This is a genomic window from Collinsella sp. CLA-AA-H167, assembly GCF_040095305.1.
In the GTDB taxonomy this organism is placed as follows: Bacteria; Actinomycetota; Coriobacteriia; order Coriobacteriales; family Coriobacteriaceae; genus Collinsella.
Genome location: NZ_JBBNGA010000011.1, coordinates 36,790 through 61,056, shown reverse-complemented (window position 1 = coordinate 61,056; position 24,267 = coordinate 36,790). Strand labels below are relative to the sequence as shown.

Here is a 24,267-nt window from a genome sequence, read left to right as displayed (position 1 = left end):
ACTACTCCTTATCAGTGGTCGTGGCGGCGACAGCCTCGGGTGCCTCGGCGGTCTCGGCATCCTCGGCCTCGACGTCGGTGTCAACGCCGGCGAGCGCAGCCAGGTCGTCGAGAGCAGAGGTCTCCTCGGCGGTCACAGGGGCGGAGGCGTCCTCGTCGGCATCGTGCATGGGCTCGATGTCCAGCGCGAGGGAGCGGATCTCCTTGACGAGAACCTTGAAGGACTCGGGGATACCCGGGACAGGAACGTTCTCGCCCTTGACGATGGACTCGTAGGTCTTGACGCGGCCCACGGTATCGTCGGACTTGACGGTCAGGATCTCCTGCAGGACGTTGGAAGCGCCGTAAGCGTACAGTGCCCAAACTTCCATCTCGCCGAAGCGCTGGCCGCCGAACTGGGCCTTGCCGCCCAGAGGCTGCTGGGTAACCAGGCTGTAAGGGCCAGTCGAACGGGCGTGGATCTTGTCGTCGACCATGTGGCCGAGCTTGAGGATGTAGGACGTACCCACGGTAATGGGCTCGCGGAACTCCTCGCCGGTGCGGCCGTCGAACAGACGGGTCTTGCCGCGCTCGTCAAGCTGGGTGACGAACTCGGGGCGCATGTGATCGCCAAAGGCAGCGGTGGCCTTGTTGAGCATGTTCTTGTTGGCACGACGGATGACCTCGGCGATCTCGTCCTCCTTGGCGCCGTCGAAGACGGGCGTGGCGGTGAAGAACGGACCGGGGACGTACTTGTCGGAGTCGGCCTGCTCGGTATCCCAACCGCAGGCAGCAGCCCAGCCAAGGTGGCACTCGAGCAGCTGGCCGACGTTCATACGCGAAGGAACGCCCAGCGGGTTGAGGATAACGTCGATCGGGGTACCGTCAGCCATGTAGGGCATGTCCTCGACCGGCAGAACGTTACAGATAACACCCTTGTTGCCGTGGCGGCCGGCGATCTTATCACCCTGCTGGATCTTACGACGCTGGGCGACGTAGACGCGCACCTGCTCGTTGACGCCGGGGGCCAGGTCGTCGCCGTTCTCGCGGCTAAAGCGGACGACATCGATGACGCGGCCGTAAGCGCCGTGAGGCATCTTAAGGGAGGTATCGCGGACGTCGTGGGCCTTGGCACCGAAGATGGCGCGCAGCAGGCGCTCCTCGGCGGTCAGAGCGCTCTCGCCCTTAGGCGTGACCTTGCCGACCAGGATGTCGCCAGGGCCGACCTCGGCGCCGATGCGGATGATGCCGTCCTCGTCGAGGTTGGCAAGCATGTCCTCGGAGAGGTTCGGGATCTCGCGGGTGATCTCCTCGGGGCCGAGCTTGGTGTCGCGGGCGTCGATCTCGTGACGGGTGATGTTGATGGTCGTCAGCAGGTCCTCGGCCACCAGGCGCTCGGACACGACGATACCGTCCTCGTAGTTAAAGCCTTCCCACGGCATGTAGGCCACGGTGAGGTTCTGGCCCAGTGCGAGCTCGCCATGATCGGTCGAAGGACCGTCGGCCAGAGGCTCGCCCTGTTCAACGGTGTCACCGACGCGCACGAGCGGACGGTGGTTGATGCAGGTGGACTGGTTGGAGCGCTGGTACTTGGCCAGATGATACTCGTCCATGCCGCCGGCATGCTTGACGATAATCTTGGCGGCGTCGGCAAAGATAACCTCGCCGGCGTTCTTGGCCAGGGTGACCTCGCCGGAGTCCAGAGCGGCGCGACGCTCCATGCCGGTACCGACATAGGGAGCGGCGGGGTGAACCAGCGGCACGGCCTGACGCTGCATGTTAGCGCCCATCAGCGTACGCTTGGCGTCGTCGTGCTCAAGGAACGGGATCAGCGTGGCTGCGACGGAGAGCATCTGACGCGGCGAGACGTCCATGTAGTCGACGTCCTCGACGGGCACGTCGGCGGGAGCGCCGAAGGAACCGTCGAAGTCGCGGGTACGGGCGATCACGGTGTGCGGGCGGACAAGCTTGCCCTCGGCATCGGTCGTGATGAACTCGTTGGTCTTGGGATCGAGCGGCGTGTTGGCCGGCGCGATGACGTGCTTCTCTTCCTCGTCAGCGGTCATCCAGTCGATCTGATCGGTGGCAACGCCGTTCTCGACACGACGGAACGGGGCCTCGATGAAGCCGTACTCGTTGACGCGGGCGTAGAGGGCGAGCGAGCCGATCAGGCCGATGTTGGGGCCTTCGGGAGTCTCGATCGGGCACATGCGGCTGTAGTGCGAATTGTGAACGTCGCGGACGGCCGTCGGCACGTTGGTGCGGCGGCTGGAGCCGGACTTGTGGCCGGCAAGACCACCAGGGCCGAGTGCGGACAGACGGCGCTTATGGGTCAGACCGGTCAGGGGGTTCGCCTGGTCCATGAACTGCGAGAGCTGCGAGGAACCGAAGAACTCCTTGATGGAGGCCACGATCGGGCGGATGTTGATGAGCGACTGCGGGGTGATCTCGTCGATGTCCTGGGAGCTCATGCGCTCACGGACGACGCGCTCCATACGGCTCATACCGATACGGAACTGGTTGGCGACGAGCTCGCCGACGGTACGGATGCGGCGGTTGCCGAAGTGGTCGATGTCGTCGACCTTGAAACCCTGCTCGCCGGCAGCGAGGGACAGCAGGTAGCGCAGCGTCGCAACGATATCCTCGTCGGTGAGCACCGTGACCTCTTCCTCGGTGGTGAGGTTGAGCTTCTTGTTGACCTTGTAACGACCGACGCGGGCCAGATCGTAGCGCTGCGGGTTAAAGAGCAGGCCCTCGAGCAAACTGCGGGAAGCGTCCACGGTGGGAGGCTCGCCCGGGCGCAGGCGACGGTAGATCTCGATGAGGGCGTCCTCGCGAGTGAGAGCGGTGTCGCGCTCCAGGGTGCGCTTGATCACATCGGAGTTGCCGAGCAGCTCGATGATGTCGTCGTTGGTGACGGCGATGCCAAGGGCGCGCAGGAACATCGTGGCGCTCTGCTTGCGCTTACGGTCGATGGAGACCATGAGCTGGTCGCGCTTGTCGACCTCGAACTCAAGCCAGGCACCGCGGGACGGGATGATCTGGGCCTTGTAGATCTGCTTGCCCGAATCCATCTCGGAGCTGTAGTACACGCCCGGGGAGCGGACGAGCTGCGAGACGACGATACGCTCGGTACCGTTGATGATGAAGGTGCCCTGATCGGTCATCATGGGGAAGTCGCCCATGAAGACGAGCTGCTCCTTGATCTCGCCGGTCTCCTTGTTGGTGAGACGGACGTCGGTCAGAAGCGGAGCCTGATAGGTCATATCCTTCTCGCGGCACTCCTCGACGGTGTGCGCGGGGTCGCCGAACTGATGCTCGCCGAAGGTAACCTCGAGAACATGGTTCTGGCTCTGGATGGGGCTGGATTCCTTGAACGCCTCACGAAGGCCCTCGTCCTTAAAACGCTCAAAGGATTCCCTTTGAACAGAGATAAGGTTGGGGAGCTCCATGGCCTCCGGGATTTTCCCGAAGCTGACGCGCTTGCGCTCAGTGGCAGTGTATGCGTAGGTCACCAGGTTTTTCCTCCTTCACGGAAATGCTCGGTGGGTTGGCGAGGCATAGCTTCGCCAGTTATCGCAACCTAATAGTTTATCAGGTACCGACCGTTGGGCAAGAAAAGCCTTGACGCGATTGAGTTTTTGGAGTAGCAAAGATTTTCGACGGAAAACACGCAGGTAGATGTATGTGTATCGAACATCTGTTCATATATTTTCTGTGAACAGAGAGCCGGCAATCGCAGCTCTTATAAAAAAACGGGCGCGAACCGAGGTCCACGCCCGTAAATGTCGGTGCCCGAAGGCTTACTTGCGCATCAATCCGCCGCGCTCGTCGATGGCGTCCCAGAAGGCATCGGCAAAGCGGGGGTCGTTTGCAGCCATGAGGGCGTTAGTGGCCATCCAACCAGAGGGAGTGCCAGTGTCGTAGCCCGACAGCGGGTCGATGACAACGGCGTACATGGCCTCGCGATCAAGCGAGCGTGCCATGGCGTCGGTCAGCTGGATCTCGCCGCCCTTACCGGCCTGCTGATCGGCCAGCAGGTCCATGACCAGCGGGCTCAGCAGGTAGCGACCGACGATGTACAGGTTGGACGGAGCAGCCTCGGGAGCGGGCTTCTCAACCAGACCGCCGATACGCCAGACAGCGCCCGGCTCTGCATCGGCAACGTCCTCGGCACCCTCGAGCGAACCGACGCGCTCACCGGCGATAACGCCGTAGCGGCTGACTTCCTCGGGCGAGCAAGCAGCGACGGCGATAACCGAAGCGCCACCGTGCTCCTTGGAAACGGCGAGCATCTTGTCGCAGATGTCGCGATTAGGCACGACGTAGTCGCCCAGAAGAACCAGGAAGTTCTCCCCTGCTACGGCGTCGGCAGCAGAGCGGATAGCATGGCCGAGGCCCTTGGGCTCGTACTGATAACGGAAGTCGACCGGCATACCGCCAGCGTGGGCGACGGCATCGGCATAGGCGTTCTTGCCGCGCTCGCGCAGCAGGTTCTCGAGCGAGCGATCGGGCTGGAAGTAGTTCAGTAGCTCGGGCTTACCGGGAGAAGTAACGATGATGGCGTCGTCGACTTCCTCGGGGTCGAGCGCCTCCTCGACGACGTACTGAATGACGGGCTTGTCGAGCACCGGCAGCATCTCTTTGGGCGTGCACTTGGTGCCAGGCAGAAAACGCGTGCCAAGACCGGCGGCGGGGATGATGGCCTTCATGTTATTCAAAGATCCTTTCGCAGGCGCAAAAGCGCCCCATGCGTGCGGCACACAGCCGCAGACCAAATTGCGATACCCAAGCATCTTACCGCTGGAACTATATGTCGCTACAAGGCAGGGACAATTCTTCAGCAGGTCAACGCAAATTATTGCTCGAATGGTGCAATTTTATTGCCCAACGGCAGGACACCCGATACGACGCAAATCACAGAACATGGCAGTTTGAGCAACCGATACCGAGGGACCTAAAAACAAAAAAAGACGGGGCTCGCAATGCGAACCCCGTCTGCAAAGGAATCTGGCGAGAAAGCCTGATTACTTGAGGGTGACAGCAGCGCCAGCAGCCTCGAGCTTCTCCTTGGCAGCCTCGGCGTCCTCCTTCTTGGCACCCTCGAGAACAGCCTTGGGAGCGCCCTCGACGACCTCCTTGGCCTCCTTCAGGCCAAGGTTGGTGAGCTCACGGACGGCCTTGATGACCTGGATCTTGTTGTCGCCGAAGCCCTCGAGCACGACGTCAAACTCGGTCTTCTCCTCGGCCTCAGCAGCGCCAGCAGCGGGAGCGGCGACAACAGCGGCAGGAGCAGCGGCGGAAACGCCGAAGGTGTCCTCGATAGCCTTAACGAGCTCGGAAGCCTCGAGAAGGGTCATTTCCTTAAGAGCATCGATGATCTCATCGGTGGTAAGCTTAGCCATTTCTAAGTCCTTTCGGTTTCCGTGTCTGTGCACGGAGATCAGTTAAAACACGGCGCGAATGCGCCAGGGGTGCGGCGTTGCCGCCGCGGGTGAAAACAGCGACTAGGCTGCCTTCTGCTCGGAGACCTGCTGGATCGAACGAGCGAGACCAGAGGAAACGCCGTTGACGCAGACAGCGATGTCGCGAGCGAAACCGGAGATGAGACCGGCGATCTGGCCGAGAAGCTGATCCTTGGTGGGCAGCTCGGCGATAGCCTTAACATCATCAGCGGAAACGGCCTTGCCGTCGGAGATACCGCCCTTGATCTCAAGGACGCCCTTGGACTTAGCAGAGAAGTCCTTAAGGGCCTTAGCGGCCTCGACCGGCTCGGACTCGTAGAACACATAAGCGACGGGGCCGGCGAGGATCTCGTCGAGCTCGGGCTGCTTCTGGTTCTTGAGAGCGATCTTGACCAGGTTGTTCTTGTAGACCTTCATCTCGGCGCCGCACTCGCGAAGCTGATGACGCAGCTCCTGAGCCTGCTTAACCGTCAGACCGTTGTAGTTGACGACGAACAGACCGGCGTTCTCGGCGATACGGGACTCGATCTCTGCAACCTTGTCGATTTTGTACTGCTGGGGCATGAATTACACCTCCTCGAATTCTTTCCGGGCACGGTCCGCCACAAGGACGTGACGGGGGCATGTCCAAAAAGAAAGCCCCCGCGCTGCATGAGCGACGGGGGCGAGAAGACATATCTACTCGACCACCTCGGCTGGCGGGAAGTCCCATTAAGCTCGCGGGCGATGCCCGTTTGCACCGGCTGTCTCTGGCAGCGGATTCGTGCGTGAACCGTAAGTATTATGGCGGGGACCCCGGCGTCGGTCAACGGGCGCGAGGATTCGTACACAAACGCTGCATACGCTCCGGTCCGAGGGGCCGGGTTGAGATTTTCGCTCGGTCAAGTCCTGGCTCGCACGAAGAGCACATTAAGTGCTCTTCGGCTCGTGCGGAATCTACGAAAATCTCAACCCGGCCCCTCGGACCGGAGCTGCGGTAACTTTGCTGCGAATCCTCGTGTCCGTTGAGCGACGTGCCCCACGCATAACCCTTATGTCGGTGGGCTGATGGTTTGGATCTCGTTGGGCTACAAGGTTGAAACGAAGGTGGACAGGCGATTTAGGCCTTCGTCCAGGTCTTTATCGGAAACGCAGTAGCTTAGGCGGATGTGGCCTTCGGTGCCGAAGCAGTCGCCCGGGACTAGGGCTACGTTTGCCTCTTTGATGGCTTTGATGCAGAAGTCTTCGCTTGTTAGGTCGAACTGCTTAATGCTGGGGAAGGCGTAGAAGGCTCCTGCGGGCTCTACTGCATCGAGGCCCATAGCGTTTAAGGCTGCGAGCACGCGTTTGCGGCGGGCTCGGTAGACTTTGAGCATGGGGGTTGGGTCGACGGTGAGGGCTCGGACTGCGGCGTCCATTTCGAATGAGACGGCACTCGATACTAAGTATTGGTGAGCCTTGGCAATCTCGGCGATGACGGGGGCTGCGGCTGCGAGCCAACCCAGGCGCCAGCCGGTCATGGCCCAGGGCTTGGAGAAGCTCTCGATGACGACCGTCTGCTCGCGTAGCTCCGGGTGGCGTTGGGCAAAGCGCTCGTAGCCGTCCACATAGACGAGGCGGTTGTATACGTCGTCGCAGACCACGTAGATGCCCGCCTGCTCCGCTACGCGCGCCACGGCGTCGAGCGATGCCGCGTTGAGAATGCAACCCGTGGGATTGTTGGGCGTGCAGATGACGATGGCCTTGGTCGCCGGGGTCACACAGGCGCGAAGCGCATCCTCGTCAATCTGAAATTGCGCAGGCTCCGTATCCAAAAAGACCGCTTTGGCGTGATTGGCTACGACGATGCTCTCGTACAGGCCAAAGGCCGGCGTGGGGATAATGACCTCGTCGCCGGGGTTGAGCATGGCCATGAATGTTGCCGACAGGGCCTCGGTCGCGCCGTCGGTCAGGATGACCTCGTCGGCCGAAAACGTAAGGCCCGCGTCCCCCATGTAGGCAGACAGTGCCTCGCGCAGGACAGGGCGACCGTTGTTGGGCGGATAGTGTGTGTCGCCGCGGCCCAGTGCGGCGGTCACCTCGGCGCTAATCACATCGGGCGTGGGAAAATCAGGCTCGCCGAGCGCAAGCGCGATGCATCCCGGATGCTGAGCGGCGAGCGCGTTGATTCGGCGGATACCGGAGGGCTTGAGCGTGGCAAGCGAGGTATTCATGGGCAGGCGCATGGCGTTCCTTTCGTAAGGGTTGCACTAGGATAGCGCGGCGAGGCGCCACCAGACGGTGTAACCTAAACGGAAACCAACCGGAAAGGAGGCGGCATGGAGACGATCGCGCGCGGCGATAAGCCCAAGACGTTGCAAACCATTGCGTATATCAGCATTCCCGAGAGCGCCGATCTTGAGTTTTTGCTCTGGGACCTGCAGGATGCCATCGCCGCCTATGCACAGCTTTCCGGCACTGTACTCCCCCGACCGGTCGACTTGAAGGCGGATGATGACGATGCTGCCGCCGATGGCCTCGTGCTCGCCGTTGATGATGCATTTGATGACGGGGCGATGATCACTGTCGAGCAGATGCTCGATCGCCTTGGGAATGCAGAGACACGCGTCTATGTCGTCGTGCAGGTTGCCCACAGAAGCACCGAGGGGGCGCACATGCCCGTCAAGCGCCTGCGGGAAGCTTGCGAGCTCCGTAAACTAACGTGGTGTGGCGGCGTTGCCATCTGCGCCGGCAGCGGCATCGCAGCGCTTCGCCACTCCCCGCGCATGGGCCTCTTGCGCCGACCGTTTTCCGAAGCCATGGACAAGCTCGTGGGTGCGGTGCGTATGGGTTGCTCGGTTGAGCATGCGCAGCGACTCGGCGGCGGCAGTGCCGAGGACATCGACACCAATGGCATGGTTTGCGCCGAGCCAGCCGTGCCCGCGCCGATCTGGCGAGGCGTTCTGAAACACCTCGGCGCCCGCACTCAATCAATAATCTAAATTAATAAGCTGCCCAGTCAACGGCTTCACTCCAACGCTCGACAAGCCGCTCCAAACGCCACGCCGCGTTGGCAGGACTCGTCGACGGCAGCACGATGGCAGGTAGCCCCGTCCGCTCTTGTAGATAGCGTTTGTAGAGCCGCCCGGCCGCGCCGCCGTTGCAGATAACGACCTCAATCGGCGTGACATCGGTAATGCGCTCGATATGTGCCGGCACAACGTTGCGAATGCTCGCGTCGCTCGAGCCCTTAATGTCGCAACTCTCGATCACATCCCACAGGGCCACGCCGCCGTTCAGCAGCATGGATCGCTTGGCAGCAATGGAGGCATCGAGCGTCGCGGGCTCACCGCTTGCCAAAGGATCGCCCTCGTTGGGTGGCACAGGCGCACCGAGGCACGCGGCCATCACGCGCCAAAAGCGGTTCTGGGGGTTGCCGTAATAAAAATCATTGGTACGCGAAAGCACTGAGGGAAACGACCCCAACACCAAGATGCGCGAGTGCTGGTCGAACACGGGCTCGAACCCGTGCTCAATATGTTGATAGCCCTCGTCAGGCGTTGCCATGACCTAGGCCCTCGACAGATAGCGCACCTCGTAGGGCGCAAGCTCAAGAGTACCCGTCAGCTCAACCGTGGGCGCGCCGTCGGCAAGCAGGTCAACAAAGGACCCGTTGAGCTCGCCAGCGCCAAAGGTGTAAGGCTCGTCCACGGCATTCACCGCCACGAGTACCGTCGCGCCGTCGCAGGCGCGCTCGAACAGCAGCTGCTTGTTCTGGATCACCACGTTGCGATAGGCACCGTAGTTGAGAGCACGGGCCGCCGCGTCGTCGGCCGAGCGAAGGTGCGTGAGCTGCGTGACGAACGCCGTCAGCTCGTTGGGCGCAGGCTCATCGAGCGCAGGTCGCAGCGCCCAGTCACCATCGGGGCCGCCCTTTTCGCCGGCAATCCCCCACTCGCTGCCATAGTAGACACACGGAATGCCCGGCATGCCAAAGAGCATGCCATAGGCGGGACGCAGGCACGACTTGTCGGTGAGGATGCTCGCCAGGCGCGGCACGTCGTGGTTGTCGACAAACGACAGCAGGTGTTTGCCGCGGTAGATGCACCACGGATCGCCGCCAAACTGGCGATGCAGCGAATGCGCGATCTCGAACATGTTGACCGAGTTAAAGCTGGAGTACAGGCCCTTGTAGCACTCGTAGTTGGTGCAGGAGTCGAGCATCTCGTCGTTGACGATCTGGTTGTAGTCGCCGTGGAGCGTCTCGCCGATCAGCACAAAGTCGGGCTTGAGCTCACGGGTAAAGGAGTGTAGCCGGCGCATGAAGTCGCGATCGAGCATATAGGCGACGTCCAGGCGCAGGCCGTCAACGCCAAAGACTTCGGCCCAGCGGCGCACGGACTCAAGCAGGTAATCGACCACGGCGGGGTTTTGCAGGTTGAGCTTCACAAGCTCAAAATGGCCCTCCCAGCCCTCGTACCAAAAGCCGTCGCCGTAGCACGAGTCGCCGTCAAAGCTGATGTGGAACCAATCCTTGTAGGGCGAGTCCCACTTGCGCTCCTGCACATCGCGGAAGGCCCAAAAGCCACGGCCCACATGGTTAAAGACCGCATCGAGCACCACGCGGATGCCGTGGGCGTGCAGCGTCTCGCATACGGCGGCAAAATCGGCATCCCCACCCAGGCGACGGTCGATATGGCGCAGGCTGCGTGTATCGTAGCCGTGGCTATCAGATTCGAGCGGCGGGTTGATGAGCACAGCGCCAACGCCGAGTTCCTGCAGGCAGTCGGCCCATTGGGCGATCTTCATGATGGGCGCATCGGGGTTGGGCGCGGCGTTGGCAGCCTGGGCGAGCTCATCCTCGGCAACGGGGGCGGCGTTTTCGCGCGGAGCTCCGCAAAAGCCCAGCGGATAGATCTGATAGAACGTCGTCTCGTATGCCCACATAGCAACCTCCCGGTAAGCTCAACACAACGACATCCATTGTATGCCCGGCTTGTATCCTCTTCCCCAAAATAAGTTGCGGTGGAATAGTTCCTGTTTGAGCCTTCAGAGGCCTTAAACAGGAACTATTCCACCGCAACTGATGAGGGAACGTGATTAGGCGACAGGCTTTGCGCGGCGTATGGCCGGGAACAGCACCGTGATGGCGAGGATGACGCCCACGACGGTAATCGCCCCGCCCGCGAAGCCAATCCAAGCGATACCGGGACCCGAAACCACGGCGCCGCCGATTGCGGTGCCCGTGCCGATACCGAGGTTAAACAGGCCCGAGAAGATCGACATGGCGACGGCCGACGAGTCTGCCGGCGTGTACTTGATGAGCTCGGCCTGAAACGCCACGTTAAAGGCCGTGGAGCAGCAGCCCCATAGCGCGCAGACGGCAAGCACTGCTACGAGCGACGATGCGACCGGACCCATGAGCAGCAGAGCCACCGGCACGCCGGAGAGCGTGATAGCCAAGAACGGGAAGCGATGCCCATCGAACAGGCGGCCAAACAGCCAGCTTCCGAGCAGACCGGAGCAGCCAAACGCCGTCAGCGTCATGGTAATAGCGCTTGCGTCGACGTGCGCGACCTGTGCCAGGAACGGCTCGATATAGCTGTAACCCGCATAATAGCCGGTCGCCATAAAGACCGTGACCGCATAAAGCGCGATGAGGAACGGGTTCTTGAGCAGCTCGGGCAGCTGTTTGAGCGTAAAGCGCTCGCCCACCGGCATGGCCGGGAACACCGCGGCCTGGTAGACGACCGCAACAGCCGAGAGGGCCCCGACCACGGCGAATGTCATGCGCCAGCCCACGGCCAGCCCGATGGCGCGGCCGATCGGCAGGCCAAAGATCTGCGCGATGGACGAGCCCGTGGCGATCATGCTAATGGCGAGCGCCCCGTGGCGACTGTCGACCAGGCGCGAGGCCATAATCGAGGCGACCGACCAGAACACGGCATGTGCGCAAGCGACCACCAGGCGCGCACAGACCAGGATGGGATATGTCGGTGCCACAGCGGACAGGAACTGACCCAGAGAAAACACGGCGAGCACGCCGAGCAGCATACGCTTGAACTCAAAGCGCGAGGCAAACACCATGAGTGGCAGCGACAGCAGCATGACGCCCCAAGCATAGACCGAGATCATGATGCCTGCCTGGGCCTCGGTGAGCGAGAACGACGCGGCGATATCAGTCAGAAGGCCGATGGGCATGAACTCCGACGTGTTGAACACGAACGCACAGCAGGCGAGCCCGATAAGCGGGAGCCACTGCTTGAGCGAGATGCCATCTTGTCTTGCCTGAGTCATGTAGGAACCCTCTCCGATTGTCTTGAGCGATGGGCGATTATATAGCAACGGCCCCGCATCCGTCAGCAACAGATGCGGGGCCGCAATCAACTCAATACACAGAGGTTGCGCCATCAATAAATAACTAAGCCAGCCCCAGCAATATGCCCGCCGAATGCACGACAAACGCCACGATCCAGGCGACCGTCACCTGAAACGCGAATACGGCCACGGCATAGCGCGCGCCCAGCTCGCTCTTGACGGCACCGATGGACGCCACGCAGGGCGGGTACAGCAGCGTAAAGACCAGGAACACGTAAGCGGTAAACGGCGAAAACATGGTTGACAGCACCGCGGGCGACGTTGCGCCCAAAAGCACCGTGAGGGTCGAAATGACGCTCTCCTTGGCGATAAGTCCGGTGACGAGCGCCGTCGAGGCGCGCCAGTCGCCGAAGCCGAGCGGGGCCAACACCGGCGCGATGATGCTACCCAGACCGGCAAGCAGACTCTGCGACTGATCGGCGACCACATTAAAGCGGATGTCGAACGTCTGCAGGAACCAGATGACCACCGTAGCGGCAAAGATAATGGTAAAGGCCTTGGTAATAAAGTCCTTGGCCTTATCCCATGCCAGCATCACCGTCGTCTTGACGCTTGGCAGGCGATAGTTGGGAAGCTCCATGATAAACGGCACCGGGTCGCCCTTAAATGCCGTGCGGTTGAGCACCAGGGCGGCAATGCAGCCGACCACGATACCAATCAGATAGAGCGAGACCATGGCGGGAACTGTCGCCTGCGGGAAGAATGCCCCGCACAGCAGACCGTAGACCGGCAACTTGGCCGAACAGCTCATGAACGGCGTGAGCATGACCGTCATCTTGCGGTCGTGCTCGGATGGGAGCGTACGGGTCGACATGATAGCCGGCACGGTGCAGCCAAAACCGACGAGCATAGGCACGAAGCTGCGGCCCGACAGGCCAAAGCGTCGCAGTACTTTATCCATGACAAAGGCCACGCGTGCCATGTATCCGGAGTCTTCCAGAATGGAAAGGAACAAAAAGAGCACGACGATAATCGGCAGGAAGGTCAGCACGCTGCCCACGCCCGTAAGCACGCCGTCGACAGCCAGCGAGCGCACTACGTCGTTGGTGCCGAACGCCTTGAGGCCCGCATCGGCCGAGGTAATGATGGCAGCGATGCCGTCCTCCATGAGTCCCTGCAACGCCGCGCCGATCACGCCAAACGTCAGCCAAAAGACGAGGCCCATGATCACCAGAAACGCCGGAATGGCTGTGTAGCGACCCGTCAGGATGCGGTCGATCTTGACGGAGCGCACGTGCTCGCGGCTCTCGTGCGGCTTGACGACGCAACGCCCGCACACGTCGCCGATAAAGCTAAAACGCATATCGGCCAGTGCGGACAGGCGGTCGGTGCCGGCCTCGCCCTCCATCTGGGTAATGATGTGCTCGATGGCGTCGAGCTCGTTGCGATCCAGGTGAAGCGCCTCGGTTACCAGCTCGTCGCCCTCAACCAGCTTGGTCGCCGCAAAACGCACCGGAATGTGCGCCGTCACGGCATGGTCCTCGATCAGGTTGGCAATGCCGTGGATGCAGCGATGCAGCGCACCGCCGTCCGAGCCATCGGGCGCACAGAAGTCCAGGCGACCGGGGCGCTCGCGGAACCGTGCCACGTGCAAGGCATGATCCCCCAGCTCGCCGATACCCTCGTTGCGGGCAGCGCTAATGGGGACAACAGGCACGCCCAACAGGCTCTCGAGCAGGTTGACGTCCACGGCGCCGCCGTTGGCCGTCACCTCGTCCATCATGTTGAGCGCGATGACCATGGGGCGGTCGAGCTCCATAAGCTGCAGCGTCAGGTACAGGTTGCGTTCGATATTAGTAGCGTCGATGATGTCGATGATGGCGTCGGGGTTTTCGTCCAGGATAAATTGGCGACTGACGATCTCTTCGCCCGTGTACGGAGACAGCGAATAGATGCCGGGCAGGTCGGTAACGCTTGCCTCGGGATGGTTACGGATGGTGCCGTCCTTGCGGTCGACCGTCACGCCGGGAAAGTTACCGACGTGCTGGTTGGAGCCCGTAAGCTGGTTGAACAGCGTGGTCTTACCGCAGTTTTGGTTGCCGGCGAGGGCAAAATGCAGCGGTGCGCCCTCGGGCACGGCCGTCTTGGCAGCACGAGGCGAATACGTCCCTTCGCCCAGGGCCGGGTGATCCGTCGTGCCGATTGCGGCGTTAACGCGCGGGCCGGTATCGGTGTCGTGCACATCCACGAGCTCAATGCGTGCGGCATCGTCCTTGCGCAGCGTCAACTCGTAGCCGCGCAGGCGAATCTCGAGCGGATCGCCCATGGGGGCATACTTCATCATGGTAACTTCGGTGCCCGGCGTTAGGCCCATGTCCAAAATATGCTGTCGGAGTGCCTGATCGTCCGATGCCACCGATGCGACAACGGCGTCCTTTCCAATCTCGAGTGTATCGAGCTTCACGCGCTCATCCTTTCGTTAGACGCGGTTAACCGTTTACCGGGGCTAACCAACTCGTAACGACAAATGATAGCGCTCTGAACTATTATATAAAGTCAAATACCGATGTTTACCTGCGCAAACTTTATGCGGTGCGCCCCGAAAGCTCTTTGCGCATACCGCTCAGCGAGATCGAAATGGAACCCGACCGCGCGGTAGCAGTGAGTCGATCACCCTCAACCGACCCCGTGCATGTAAAGGGCGCCTTGCCCATCAAGACGTGGGAGATAGTACCCGAGAGCTCAAAGAAATCGCACTCAGCGCGGGCACCCGAGAGAGCGATATTGAGACCCCTGACATTTAGTACTGCCCTGAGCGCGCCGTTCACCCCATGTGAAAACGTCACCTCGCCGCGCTTGCTCCCCACCGGCGTCTGGGCCAAAACCACATACGTACCCTCAAGCATGGCTCCTCCTCTAAGCAGACTTTTTGAAACGGGCAAGTAGTCTACTTTTACATATGGCGTTCCAGGAAGCGGAAGGCCAGGCGGATCCAGGGACGGACGGAAACCTGCTTGTCCTCGTTGTCGACCGCGGTATTGGCGTTGCCGAGCGAAAGGCCGTGGCCACCCTGGTCAAAGACGTGCATCTCGCATGCAACACCCTCCTCGGCCATGCGCTGCGCAAACGGGTAGACCTGCGCGACCGGCGCCGTCTTGTCGTCCGAAACGCCCCACACAAAGGTCGGGGGCATCTGGCGCGAAACGTGCGTGGTAGGGCAAATGTCGGCCAGGTGCTCATCGGTCGCCTCGCCGCCCGTCACCATCGACAGATAGTCGTTGAGCAAATCGCGCCCTGTCTTGCCACCCGTCTTGGGCACGCGCAGGTCGATGCGCGGGTCACGCGTCTGCATATCGCGCACATAGGCAAGGTCGAGCAACGGATAGCCCAGCACCACGGCGTCGGGACGAATATCCTCCGGACGAGCCCCGGCAAGGCCCGCGAAAGGTCCGGTCTTCCACTGCGTTGCCAACGAGGCGCAGATCATGCCGCCCGCCGAGAAACCCACGATGCACACGCGCTTGGGATCGACATGCCACTCGTCGGCATTCGCACGCACCGTGGCGACCATCTTGGCAAGATCTGCCTGCGGGTGCGGAAAACTTACGTCACCCGTGCCGCTCGTCACATAGTTGAGCACAAAGGCCTGGTAACCGTGATCCAAAAACGCAAACGCCACCGGGTCCTGCTCGTGCGGAGCGATATGCGTAAACCCGCCTCCGCCGCAGATGATCACCGCGGGGCGGCGGCCATTGGGCTTGTCGGGCAGCGGCTCGGCACCCAGATACGTAAACGTCGCCGGATAATCCTCGGTCGGCTCCTCGCCCCACAGCGCATGGTTCTCAATAATCATAGGTGCTCCCTCCGTGCGATTCGTGCGCACTCGTTTTTCGCACCTTAGCGTACCCCACTTGAGCCCGCGGCGCAGAAACACCCCCGCAATAAGTTGGCCTTCAACTGATATATCACAAAATCGCTGTTCAGAGGTATCGTTGGACAGCGTAAAATAGGAGCGCTGACCGTGCTGGGAAACACGTACGAAACGTTTCCGGCAAACCACACGCGTGCAACATGCGCGCCTGATACGTTGGAGGCATCTATGGGTCTGCTCGATTCGCTCAAGTCCACGTTCACTTCGTCGGGCGAGGCGTCCGTTCCGCCCGCAGCAAGCTTCGCCACCCGCGAAGGCGTCATCTACGCTCCTGTCAACGGCGTGCTCGTCAATCTGAGTGAGGTTCCCGACGAGACCATCGCCTCGGGCATGCTCGGCCAGGGCTACGGCATCGAGCCCATTACCGGCACCATTTACGCCCCCGCTAACGGCCGTATCGGCGCCACCACCGTCACCAACCACTCCATCGGCATGATCACCGAGGACGGTCTTCGCGTGTTCATCCATGTTGGCCTGGGCACCGTGGAAATGAACGGCAAGGGTTTTGCCCGCTTTGTCGAGATGGGCGACACGGTCAAGGCCGGCCAGCCGCTCATCAGCTTCGACCGCGACGCTATCAAGGCCGCCGGTCACGAGGACATCGTGACCGTCATCATCTCTGAGCTCGACCGCCTCAAGAGCATCGACCACGTCGGCGAGTCCGGAACGCTTATCGCCGGCAATCCGCTCGTCAAGCTTGGCGATCCGCTGCTGGTTGCCAAGACCAAGTAGCTAGGCCCCGCGCCACACAGCCAAAAGGCACCTCGTCAAGCGCCCGCGACCATTTGGCCGCGGGCGCTTTTCGTTTGAAAAACCATCCCGCCAATGCCTTATCTGTATAGCCCAAATGAGCCGAGCTGCTAGAATATCGAACTGTATGGATAACTATCATTCAACCGTTATGGGAGGATACGTGAACCGCACCAAAATCGCGCAGCTCTATGCCGATGCCGAGTCGCTCGGCGGCCAGACCGTCACCGTCGCCGGCTGGGTTAAGTCCATCCGCGACATGAAGAACTTTGGCTTTGTCACGCTCAACGACGGCAGCTGCTTCCGCGACCTGCAGGTCGTCATGAACCGCGAGGCACTCGACAACTACGACGAGATCGCCCATCAAAACGTCTCGGCCGCACTCATTTGCACCGGCACCGTCAAGCTGACCCCCGATGCGCCCCAGCCTTTCGAGCTTTCTGCCACCTCCATTGAGGTCGAGGGCGTCAGCGCCCCGGATTACCCGCTGCAGAAGAAGCGCGCAACCGTCGAGTTCCTGCGCACCCAACAGCACCTGCGCCCGCGCACCAACCTGTTCCGCGCCGTGTTCCGCATCCGTTCTGTCGCGGCTGCCGCCATCCACCGCTTCTTCCAGGAGCAGGGCTTTGTCTACGTCAACACCCCTATCATCACCACGAGTGATTGCGAGGGCGCCGGCGAGATGTTCCGCGTGACCACGCTCGACCCCAAAAATCCGCCCCTCACCGAATCCGGCGAGGTTGACTGGAGCCAGGACTTCTTTGGAAAGCACGCGAGCCTTACCGTATCCGGCCAGCTCAACGCCGAGAACTTCGCCATGGCCTTTGGCGACGTGTACACCTTTGGCCCCACCTTCCGCGCCGAAAACTCCAACACCACGCGCCACGCCGCCGAGTTTTGGATGATCGAGCCCGAGATGGCCTTTGCCGACCTGAACGACTACATGGATAACGCCGAGGCCATGCTCAAGTACGTCCTTAAGGACGTTATGGCCACCTGCCCCGACGAGCTCAATATGCTCAACAAGTTTGTGGACAAGGGCCTGATCGAGCGCCTGGACCATGTGGCAAACTCCGACTTTGCCCGCGTTACCTACACCGAGGCTGTCGAAATCCTGGAGCAGGCAGTCGCTGCTGGCCACCAGTTTGATTACCCCGTCAGCTGGGGCATCGACCTGCAGACCGAGCACGAGCGTTTCCTGACCGAGGAGCACTTTAAGCGACCGACCTTCGTAACCGACTACCCGGCCGAGATCAAGGCGTTCTACATGCGCATGAACGAGGACGGCAAGACCGTCGCCGCCGCCGACTGCCTGGTTCCCGGTATCGGCGAGATTATCGGCGGCTCCCAGCGCGAGGAGCGCCTGGATCTGCTCGAGGCCCGCATCAAGGACCTGGGCATGAATCCCGAGCAGTACAAGTACTACCTTGACCTGCGCCGCTACGGTTCCTGCAAGCACGCCGGCTACGGCTTGGGCTTCGAGCGCTTGGTGATGTATCTGACCGGCGTGGGCAACATCCGCGACGTCCTGCCGCACCCGCGCACCGTGGGCAACGCCGACTTCTAATCGCCACAGCGCCACCAAACGCGTTCCAGCGCATCACGCCAGCGCCTCTCGGCAAGCCGAGGGGCGCTTTTTTCAACAGCATCCGTCAAGCTTTTGGCAAGATTTTGGTCAGCTGAGCAGGGCTGTTGAAAACTCGACCCGCCGCTTGCCGACGACTACCGACCGCCCGGAGCGTCCTGCACCCCTGGGAAAGCCCCGCGCCCTAGGCTCCATACCGTCGCCACCCAAAACGGAAAGGACGTGGATGCCATGACCGAAACCGCTGTTGAAACTTACGAGACCACGACGAGGGGCGCCGCCTCGATGGCAGCCTATCGCGCCGTTCGCATCCTGCAACTATTAAGCGAAAACACCGGCGAGGACAAGGCCATGCTTTCCGATGAGTTGATCCGGCGTCTCGCCCATCCCGACGACCCCGCCCGCATGCCCATCTCGGCGGCGCGGCGCAGCATCTACACCGCCATCTCCGCACTTCGCCATGCCGGATACGAAATTGAATACAAGCGCGGCGTGGGGTATCGGCTCTTGACCCGTCCGCTCACCGACGAAGAGATCATCCGGCTCCACGGCATGGTCATGCGCAACCGCTCTACGCCCATCGCCATTCGAAAAAGCATGGCGCAGCACCTGGTCGCCATGGCGAGTGCCGACGTTCGCGGCTACCTCGATGCACCCGAGCCTGCTCCAAGCGCAGGCGACAAATCCACCAAGGCCACATGCACGCCCGTCAAGCGCATCGATGCCTGCGAGCTCATCGAGCAGGCCATCGACCACGGAACCACGGTGAGTTTTGATATTTCGAGTGTCACGGCACGCGGAGAGGTCGAAGTGGCACGGATGACACTCCGGCCCTTTGCCATCAAACAACGAGACGGCATCTCGTATTTGCTGGGAACGGTCTATGACGCGCGAGGCGCCGATGACACGTTGCGTACCGTAGAGATCGGCCGAATGAGAAACGTCACCACACGTCTCCTCGACGGCAAGAAGCTCTTCGCCGCCCTGGACGAGGACGATGCCTCCTCCGCCGCATAAGACCCTCCGCCGCCCATTCGACTACCCGTACCGCCCATCCGATTCTGTATTAAAAAACCCGCCAGGCTGTTGTAAAAATGGACATCAGCGCTACTATAGTTCCACTTGCACTTTGTCCCAGTGCAGTGTTTCCAGCCATTTTTATACTGGGGGTAATGATATGAAGGACATCACCATCAGCCGCAGGAGCCTTCTGGTCTCCGCCGGTCTGCTCGCGCTCGCCCCGCTCGCCGGATGCGGCGGCAACTCTGGTTCCGGCTCTGCTGCCGCCGGTTCCGACTACACCATCGGCGTTCTGCAACTCACCGAGCACCCCGCACTCGATGCCGCCAACGACGGCTTTGTCAAGGCCATCAAGGAGAGCGGCCTTAAGGTCAAGATCGACCAGAAGAACGCCCAGAACGACCAGTCCACGTGTAAGTCCATCGCCGACAAGTTCGTGGGCGATGGCGTCGACCTGATCTATGCCATCGCTACGCCCGCCGCGCAGGCTGCCGCCGGCGCCACCGCTGATATCCCCATCGTTGGCTGCGCCATCACCGACTACGCCGCTTCCGGCCTGGTCCAGGACAACGACAAGCCCGGCACCAACGTCACCGGCGCCTCCGACCTCACCCCGGTCGCCGAGCAGCTCGAGATGATGCAGAAGGTCCTGCCCGACGTTAAGAAGGTCGGCCTGCTCTACTGCACCGCCGAGTCCAACTCCGACGTCCAAATCAAGGCCGCCAAGAAGGAGCTCAACAAGCTGGGCCTCGAGTACACCGACTTCACCGTCTCGAGCTCCAACGAGATTCAGTCCGTCGTCGAGTCCGCCGTGGGCAAGGTCGACGCACTCTACTCCCCCACTGACAACACCATCGCCGCGGGTGCTTCGCAGGTCGGCCAGATCTGCAAGGAGAACAAGCTCCCCTTCGTGACTGGCGAGGAGGGTATGTGCATGGCCGGCGGCCTGTTCACCCTCTCCATCAACTATAAGGACCTGGGCTACGCCGCGGGCGAGATGGCCGTTAAGATCCTGAAGGGCGAGGCCAAGCCCGAGGATATGCCGATCAAGCACCTCTCGAGCAAGGACCTGGTCGTCGTCAAGAACGACGAGATGGCCGAGGCTCTGGGTATCGACCTTTCCGCTCTGGACGAATAACGCGTCTAGGGCCCGCACGCGCGCCACGGCTGCGTTATTCAATATCTGAGTCATTGGGGCGAACGCTAAAGGCCGGCGTTCGCCCTGCTTGTTTCAGGTAAAACAAAACGTCTGTCCGCCGCTCTTTTATGCATTGGTACCGCTATTATGGAAAATCACGTGTCCACCCTATCCTAGGAGGTATGAAGCATGCTCATTGCATTGCAGGGCGCCGTTTCGCAGGGCGTCCTCTGGGGCATTATGGTGCTTGGCGTGTTTATCACGTTCCGTCTGCTCGACATCCCCGATATGACCTGCGACGGCAGCTTTGCCCTCGGCGGCTGTGTCTGCGCCGTGCTCATCGTCAACAATAACGTCGACCCCTTGCTCGCCGTGCTGGCCGGCATGTGCGCCGGCGCCATCGCGGGCGCCGTCACGGGCATCTTGACCACCGTCTTTGAGATTCCCGCAATCCTCGCCGGAATCCTTACGCAGATCAGTCTGTGGTCCATCAACCTGCGCATCATGGGCAAGTCCAACACGCCCATCCTTGCCAAGGGCACTATCTTCTCATCCGTCAGCAACATGACGGGCCTGCCGCAGTCCACTGTTGCCATTATCCTAGGCATTGTGCTGGCCGTGGCCATCGTCGCCATCCTGTACTGGTTCTTTGGCACCGAGATCGGCTCGGCGCTGCGTGCCACCGGCAACAACGAGTACATGATCCGCGCCCTGGGCGTTAACACCAACACCACCAAAATGATCGCCCTCGTGCTCTCCAACGCCCTCATTGGCCTTTCGGGTGCGCTCATCTGCCAGAGCCAGAAGTATGCCGACATTGGCATGGGCACCGGCGCCATCGTTATCGGTCTTGCCGCCATCGTCATCGGCGAGGTGCTCGGTCGCCTGCTGCCCGGCGGTCTCACGCAGTTTAGCGTCCGTCTTGCCTCCGCCGTCTTTGGCTCCGTGGTGTACTTCCTTATCCGTGCCATCGTGCTGCAGCTGGGCATGGACGCCAACGACATGAAGCTGCTCTCCGCCGTGATCGTCGCCGTGGCCCTGTGCGTGCCCGTGGTTTGGGAGCGCTATAAGCTCCGCAGCTCCTACACGAAGGGAGATGAGGCGGATGCTTAAGCTCTCGCACGTCAAGAAGACCTTTAACAAGGGCACCGTCACTGAGAAGCGCGCGCTCACCGGCGTCGACCTTACCCTGAACGATGGCGACTTTGTAACCGTGATTGGCGGCAACGGCGCCGGCAAGTCCACGCTGCTCAACATGATCGCCGGCGTGTATCCGCTCGATTCGGGCGTTATCGAGCTCGATGGCACCGATATCTCGCGTCTGAGCGAGTCACAGCGCGCCAAGTACCTGGGCCGTGTGTTCCAGGATCCCATGCGCGGCACCGCAGCCGACATGCAGATTGCCGAGAATCTAGCCCTCGCCAAGCGCCGCGGCCAGCGTCGCGGTCTTTCGTGGGGCGTCACCAAGGCCGAGAAGGACGAGTACGTTGAGCTGCTCAAACGCCTGGACCTTGGCCTGGACACACGCCTCAACGCCAAGGTCGGCCTGCTCTCGGGCGGCCAGCGTCAGGCACTCACCCTGCTGATGGCCACGCTCACCAAGCCGCGCCTGCTGCTGCTCGACGAGCACACGGCGGCCCTCGACCCCAAGACGGCCTCTAAGGTGCTCAGCCTGACCGAGGAGATCGTCGACGAGAACCGCCTGACCACGCTCATGGTCACGCACAACATGAACGACGCCATCCGTCTGGGTAACCGTCTGATCATGATGCACGAGGGCCACGTGATCTACGACGTGGCGGGCGACGAGAAAAAGTCGCTCACCGTGGCCGACCTGCTGCAGAAGTTTGAGGAGGTCTCGGGCGGCGAGCTCGCCAACGACCGCATGCTGCTGAGCTAAACCTACCAAAAAGGGACAGGTTTATTTTGGCAGGTTTTATCTGCGCAAACGTCAAAACCGCCGCAAAGGGACAGACGCCCTTGCGGCGGTTTTCGCATATTATGTCGATAATCCGATATTCAACCAGACTTTCTGGCTAAGGACTAAGGAAACTGCCATGAAAAGACTCCCCCGCCTTGCGTTAGCCGCCGCGTTGTTTGCCGGCGCGCTCGCAGGCATCCCAAGCCTCGCTTTCGCAGGGAACCTGCCCGCCGCTATTGACGGCTCCGTGGCCGTCATGCACACCAACGACATCCACGGCAGCTACAAGTACAGCTACAACGAAAGCAAGGGCACCGGCACTGTGGGCTTTGACGGTCTGGCGGTTCTCTATAGCGCCCAAAGCAGCGCCCCCGATCTTTTGCTCGATGCGGGCGACACCTTCCACGGACAGTCCTTCGCCACCATGAGCGAGGGCAAGAGCATCGCCGAGCTCATGGACACCTTCTACGCCGACGGCTACGACGCGACCACGCCAGGCAACCACGACTGGAGCTACGGTACGGACAAACTCCGCACCATAACCGGCTACAGCACCACCGGCACGCCCTTCGCCATGCTCTGCGCGAACGCGAAGTCTACGAGCGGCGTATGGAGCTCGAGTATCACCAAGACGCTCGATCGCACCTGGGAGGATAGCGAAGGTCACTCCACATTCGACTACAAAATCAAGGTCGGCGTCGTGGGTGCCATGGATGAGTCGCTGGAATCCTCGCTGCGCGCGGACCTGGTCGCGGGTACGTCGTTCTCGAGTGCCGCGAACGCCATCAATGCCGAGGCCAAGCGACTGCGCGAGACAGAGGGCTGCAACGTTGTCGTCTGTATCGCGCACACGCTCAACGCCAAGACCTTTGCTGCAAAGCTCGTTGGGGTCGATGCACTGGTCGCGGGCCACGAGCACATCAACTTAGACGAAAACGTGACGGGGGCTGACGGCAAGTCGGTCCGCGTCGTCGAGGCGGGCAGCGCTTTTGCCGAGGTGGGGCTGCTTTCCATTCCGTACAAGTACGACACGAATGGCACCGAGACGACCGACGATGACACGGTCACGGTCCCTGCAGACGGCAGTGACGAGAAGCTCTACAACGCCAAGAACGTCAACGACCTTTTGGCAGACCCCGACAAGGGCTCCGACTACCAAAGCCGCCTTGAAGCCGTCCGCAACAAGATCAAGCCGCTCGACGAGGCCTTTGAAAACGAATCGAACAAGGTGCTCGGCACATCCAACACCAACTATTTCTACGGCGAGGACGCCGCAGGCACGCATGGTTGGGAAATGGTGCGCACCACCGATTTCCGCCCCAGCAAGGAGGGCGACACCACCAAGGCCCTGACCATCGGCCATGTGATCTGCGGCTCCTATCTTGACCTGACGGGCGCAGACCTCGCTATCGAAAACGCGGGTGGCATCCGCGGCGGCATCGCTGCAGGCGATGTGACCGCAGGCAACGTCATCGCTATCTCGCCCTACGGCAACACCGTGGAGACCTGGACCATGACCGGTGCGGACTTCCTCGCAGCGCTCGAGCACTCGCTGCAGATCAGCGACGAGTGCAATCACAGTTATGAGCTTCAGCAAGCCTACGTGGCAGCCGGCCATACCGAGCAGGAAGCGCAAGACAAGTACAAGTGGCGCGATGACTCTGGCAGCGTTCTCTCCTTTGGCGGCATCAACGTGACGATTGATTGGACGCAGCCCGAAGGCAAGCGCATTGTGAGTGCCACACTCGCCAAGGACGGCAGCACGCTCGATCCCACCAAGACCTATACCGTCGCCACCAACAACTACATCATTACCAACACGACCGACTTCCCCACCTTCGCACACGCCACCAAGCGCACCGAGTGGGGCACGTGTGAGGCGGCGCTGAGGGCGCTGATTGGGCAAAACGGCTGGGAGAGCAAGATGGCCGGACTCGCCGGCACCATCAGCTTCGGCTCCGCAGCCGTGGACCCCACGCCTACACCGGCCCCGACGCCTAAGCCCTCGCCTAAGACGGACACGACGACCACGAAGGTCATCACCAAGAAGACGACCGGCAAGCTCGCCACAACGGGAGACCGCACGCTGGCAGTAGTTGGCACGTGCCTTATCGGCGGCATCATCGTCATCATTCTCGGCATTATCTGGAAGCGTCGACGCTAAGCTACACCGCCGGGCCTTGCAGCCCCGCCGCGTAAACCT

The 24,267-nt window shown here is 61.3% G+C and carries 19 protein-coding genes; 8 read left to right on the top strand and 11 right to left on the bottom strand.

The window, feature by feature from the left end; all coding sequences use genetic code 11:
• Position 1: 1 nt before the first annotated feature.
• From AAAT03_RS07685 to AAAT03_RS07665, 5 genes are all read right to left on the bottom strand, one after another.
• The gene (locus tag AAAT03_RS07685; RefSeq protein ID WP_255413271.1) at positions 2-3,493 is read right to left on the bottom strand and encodes a DNA-directed RNA polymerase subunit beta; all 3,492 of its coding nucleotides are present in this window, start codon (positions 3,491-3,493) and stop codon (positions 2-4) included.
• A gap of 288 nt (positions 3,494-3,781) precedes the next feature.
• Positions 3,782-4,690 (bottom strand): UTP--glucose-1-phosphate uridylyltransferase, encoded by a 909-nt coding sequence (locus AAAT03_RS07680; protein WP_117806112.1) that lies wholly within the window; start codon positions 4,688-4,690, stop codon positions 3,782-3,784.
• Positions 4,691-5,005: 315 nt separating this feature from the next.
• The gene (rplL, locus tag AAAT03_RS07675) at positions 5,006-5,383 is read right to left on the bottom strand and encodes a 50S ribosomal protein L7/L12 (protein ID WP_006235005.1); all 378 of its coding nucleotides are present in this window, start codon (positions 5,381-5,383) and stop codon (positions 5,006-5,008) included.
• A 102-nt stretch (positions 5,384-5,485) separates the two neighbouring features.
• Positions 5,486-6,007, bottom strand: coding sequence for a 50S ribosomal protein L10 (gene rplJ / locus AAAT03_RS07670; RefSeq protein WP_349103028.1), 522 nt, complete (start codon positions 6,005-6,007; stop codon positions 5,486-5,488).
• A 503-nt stretch (positions 6,008-6,510) separates the two neighbouring features.
• Positions 6,511-7,647 carry an aminotransferase class I/II-fold pyridoxal phosphate-dependent enzyme gene (locus tag AAAT03_RS07665; RefSeq protein WP_349103027.1) on the bottom strand — a complete coding sequence of 379 codons (1,137 nt, stop codon included), beginning with the start codon at positions 7,645-7,647 and terminating at the stop codon, positions 6,511-6,513.
• 93 nt (positions 7,648-7,740) lie between these two features.
• Between AAAT03_RS07665 and AAAT03_RS07660 the strand changes: the two genes are divergently transcribed.
• Positions 7,741-8,403, top strand: coding sequence for a hypothetical protein (locus AAAT03_RS07660; protein ID WP_217108301.1), 663 nt, complete (start codon positions 7,741-7,743; stop codon positions 8,401-8,403).
• Position 8,404: 1 nt separating this feature from the next.
• Here AAAT03_RS07660 and AAAT03_RS07655 read toward each other — a convergent pair whose 3' ends face one another.
• From AAAT03_RS07655 to AAAT03_RS07630, 6 genes are all read right to left on the bottom strand, one after another.
• Positions 8,405-8,968 carry a uracil-DNA glycosylase family protein gene (locus tag AAAT03_RS07655; RefSeq protein ID WP_349103026.1) on the bottom strand — a complete coding sequence of 188 codons (564 nt, stop codon included), beginning with the start codon at positions 8,966-8,968 and terminating at the stop codon, positions 8,405-8,407.
• Between the two features lie 3 nt (positions 8,969-8,971).
• On the bottom strand, positions 8,972-10,348 hold the full coding sequence (locus AAAT03_RS07650) for an alpha-amylase family glycosyl hydrolase (protein WP_349103025.1): 1,377 nt from the start codon (positions 10,346-10,348) through the stop codon (positions 8,972-8,974).
• Positions 10,349-10,501: 153 nt separating this feature from the next.
• Positions 10,502-11,698, bottom strand: a complete 1,197-nt coding sequence (locus AAAT03_RS07645; protein ID WP_349103024.1) for an MFS transporter — start codon at positions 11,696-11,698, stop codon at positions 10,502-10,504.
• Between the two features lie 124 nt (positions 11,699-11,822).
• Positions 11,823-14,183, bottom strand: a complete 2,361-nt coding sequence (gene feoB / locus AAAT03_RS07640; protein ID WP_349103023.1) for a ferrous iron transport protein B — start codon at positions 14,181-14,183, stop codon at positions 11,823-11,825.
• A 121-nt stretch (positions 14,184-14,304) separates the two neighbouring features.
• Entirely contained in the window at positions 14,305-14,625 is a 321-nt protein-coding gene (locus tag AAAT03_RS07635) for a hypothetical protein (RefSeq protein WP_117786142.1), read from the bottom strand.
• Between the two features lie 47 nt (positions 14,626-14,672).
• On the bottom strand, positions 14,673-15,572 hold the full coding sequence (locus tag AAAT03_RS07630) for an alpha/beta hydrolase (RefSeq protein WP_349103022.1): 900 nt from the start codon (positions 15,570-15,572) through the stop codon (positions 14,673-14,675).
• Between the two features lie 246 nt (positions 15,573-15,818).
• Here AAAT03_RS07630 and AAAT03_RS07625 point away from each other — a divergent pair, with 246 nt between their 5' ends.
• The 7 genes from AAAT03_RS07625 (at position 15,819) to AAAT03_RS07595 (ending at position 24,228) form a co-directional block, all read left to right on the top strand.
• Entirely contained in the window at positions 15,819-16,382 is a 564-nt protein-coding gene (locus AAAT03_RS07625) for a PTS glucose transporter subunit IIA (protein ID WP_349103021.1), read from the top strand.
• A 181-nt stretch (positions 16,383-16,563) separates the two neighbouring features.
• Positions 16,564-17,967, top strand: a complete 1,404-nt coding sequence (asnS, locus tag AAAT03_RS07620; RefSeq protein WP_117563868.1) for an asparagine--tRNA ligase — start codon at positions 16,564-16,566, stop codon at positions 17,965-17,967.
• A gap of 249 nt (positions 17,968-18,216) precedes the next feature.
• A complete protein-coding gene (locus AAAT03_RS07615; RefSeq protein WP_349103020.1) occupies positions 18,217-19,002 on the top strand; it encodes a hypothetical protein in 786 nt (261 codons plus the stop codon).
• A 160-nt stretch (positions 19,003-19,162) separates the two neighbouring features.
• Positions 19,163-20,143 carry an ABC transporter substrate-binding protein gene (locus AAAT03_RS07610; RefSeq protein ID WP_349103019.1) on the top strand — a complete coding sequence of 327 codons (981 nt, stop codon included), beginning with the start codon at positions 19,163-19,165 and terminating at the stop codon, positions 20,141-20,143.
• Between the two features lie 189 nt (positions 20,144-20,332).
• The gene (locus AAAT03_RS07605) at positions 20,333-21,256 is read left to right on the top strand and encodes an ABC transporter permease (RefSeq protein ID WP_099432089.1); all 924 of its coding nucleotides are present in this window, start codon (positions 20,333-20,335) and stop codon (positions 21,254-21,256) included.
• Positions 21,249-22,043 carry an ABC transporter ATP-binding protein gene (locus tag AAAT03_RS07600; protein WP_117647628.1) on the top strand — a complete coding sequence of 265 codons (795 nt, stop codon included), beginning with the start codon at positions 21,249-21,251 and terminating at the stop codon, positions 22,041-22,043. Before AAAT03_RS07605 ends, AAAT03_RS07600 begins: the two co-directional genes overlap by 8 nt.
• Positions 22,044-22,200: 157 nt before the next feature.
• Positions 22,201-24,228 carry a 5'-nucleotidase C-terminal domain-containing protein gene (locus AAAT03_RS07595; RefSeq protein ID WP_349103018.1) on the top strand — a complete coding sequence of 676 codons (2,028 nt, stop codon included), beginning with the start codon at positions 22,201-22,203 and terminating at the stop codon, positions 24,226-24,228.
• Positions 24,229-24,267: the final 39 nt, after the last annotated feature.

Coding starts and splice junctions, on each gene's coding strand:
- AAAT03_RS07680 (WP_117806112.1), bottom strand. CDS start 4,690: ATGAAGGCCATCATCCCCGCCGCCGGTCTTGGCACGCGTTTTCTGCCT.
- rplL (WP_006235005.1), bottom strand. CDS start 5,383: ATGGCTAAGCTTACCACCGATGAGATCATCGATGCTCTTAAGGAAATG.
- rplJ (WP_349103028.1), bottom strand. CDS start 6,007: ATGCCCCAGCAGTACAAAATCGACAAGGTTGCAGAGATCGAGTCCCGT.
- AAAT03_RS07665 (WP_349103027.1), bottom strand. CDS start 7,647: ATGCGCCTGCCCATGAATACCTCGCTTGCCACGCTCAAGCCCTCCGGT.
- AAAT03_RS07660 (WP_217108301.1), top strand. CDS start 7,741: ATGGAGACGATCGCGCGCGGCGATAAGCCCAAGACGTTGCAAACCATT.
- AAAT03_RS07655 (WP_349103026.1), bottom strand. CDS start 8,968: ATGGCAACGCCTGACGAGGGCTATCAACATATTGAGCACGGGTTCGAG.
- AAAT03_RS07650 (WP_349103025.1), bottom strand. CDS start 10,348: ATGTGGGCATACGAGACGACGTTCTATCAGATCTATCCGCTGGGCTTT.
- AAAT03_RS07645 (WP_349103024.1), bottom strand. CDS start 11,698: ATGACTCAGGCAAGACAAGATGGCATCTCGCTCAAGCAGTGGCTCCCG.
- AAAT03_RS07635 (WP_117786142.1), bottom strand. CDS start 14,625: ATGCTTGAGGGTACGTATGTGGTTTTGGCCCAGACGCCGGTGGGGAGC.
- AAAT03_RS07630 (WP_349103022.1), bottom strand. CDS start 15,572: ATGATTATTGAGAACCATGCGCTGTGGGGCGAGGAGCCGACCGAGGAT.
- AAAT03_RS07625 (WP_349103021.1), top strand. CDS start 15,819: ATGGGTCTGCTCGATTCGCTCAAGTCCACGTTCACTTCGTCGGGCGAG.
- AAAT03_RS07615 (WP_349103020.1), top strand. CDS start 18,217: ATGACCGAAACCGCTGTTGAAACTTACGAGACCACGACGAGGGGCGCC.
- AAAT03_RS07610 (WP_349103019.1), top strand. CDS start 19,163: ATGAAGGACATCACCATCAGCCGCAGGAGCCTTCTGGTCTCCGCCGGT.
- AAAT03_RS07605 (WP_099432089.1), top strand. CDS start 20,333: ATGCTCATTGCATTGCAGGGCGCCGTTTCGCAGGGCGTCCTCTGGGGC.
- AAAT03_RS07600 (WP_117647628.1), top strand. CDS start 21,249: ATGCTTAAGCTCTCGCACGTCAAGAAGACCTTTAACAAGGGCACCGTC.
- AAAT03_RS07595 (WP_349103018.1), top strand. CDS start 22,201: ATGAAAAGACTCCCCCGCCTTGCGTTAGCCGCCGCGTTGTTTGCCGGC.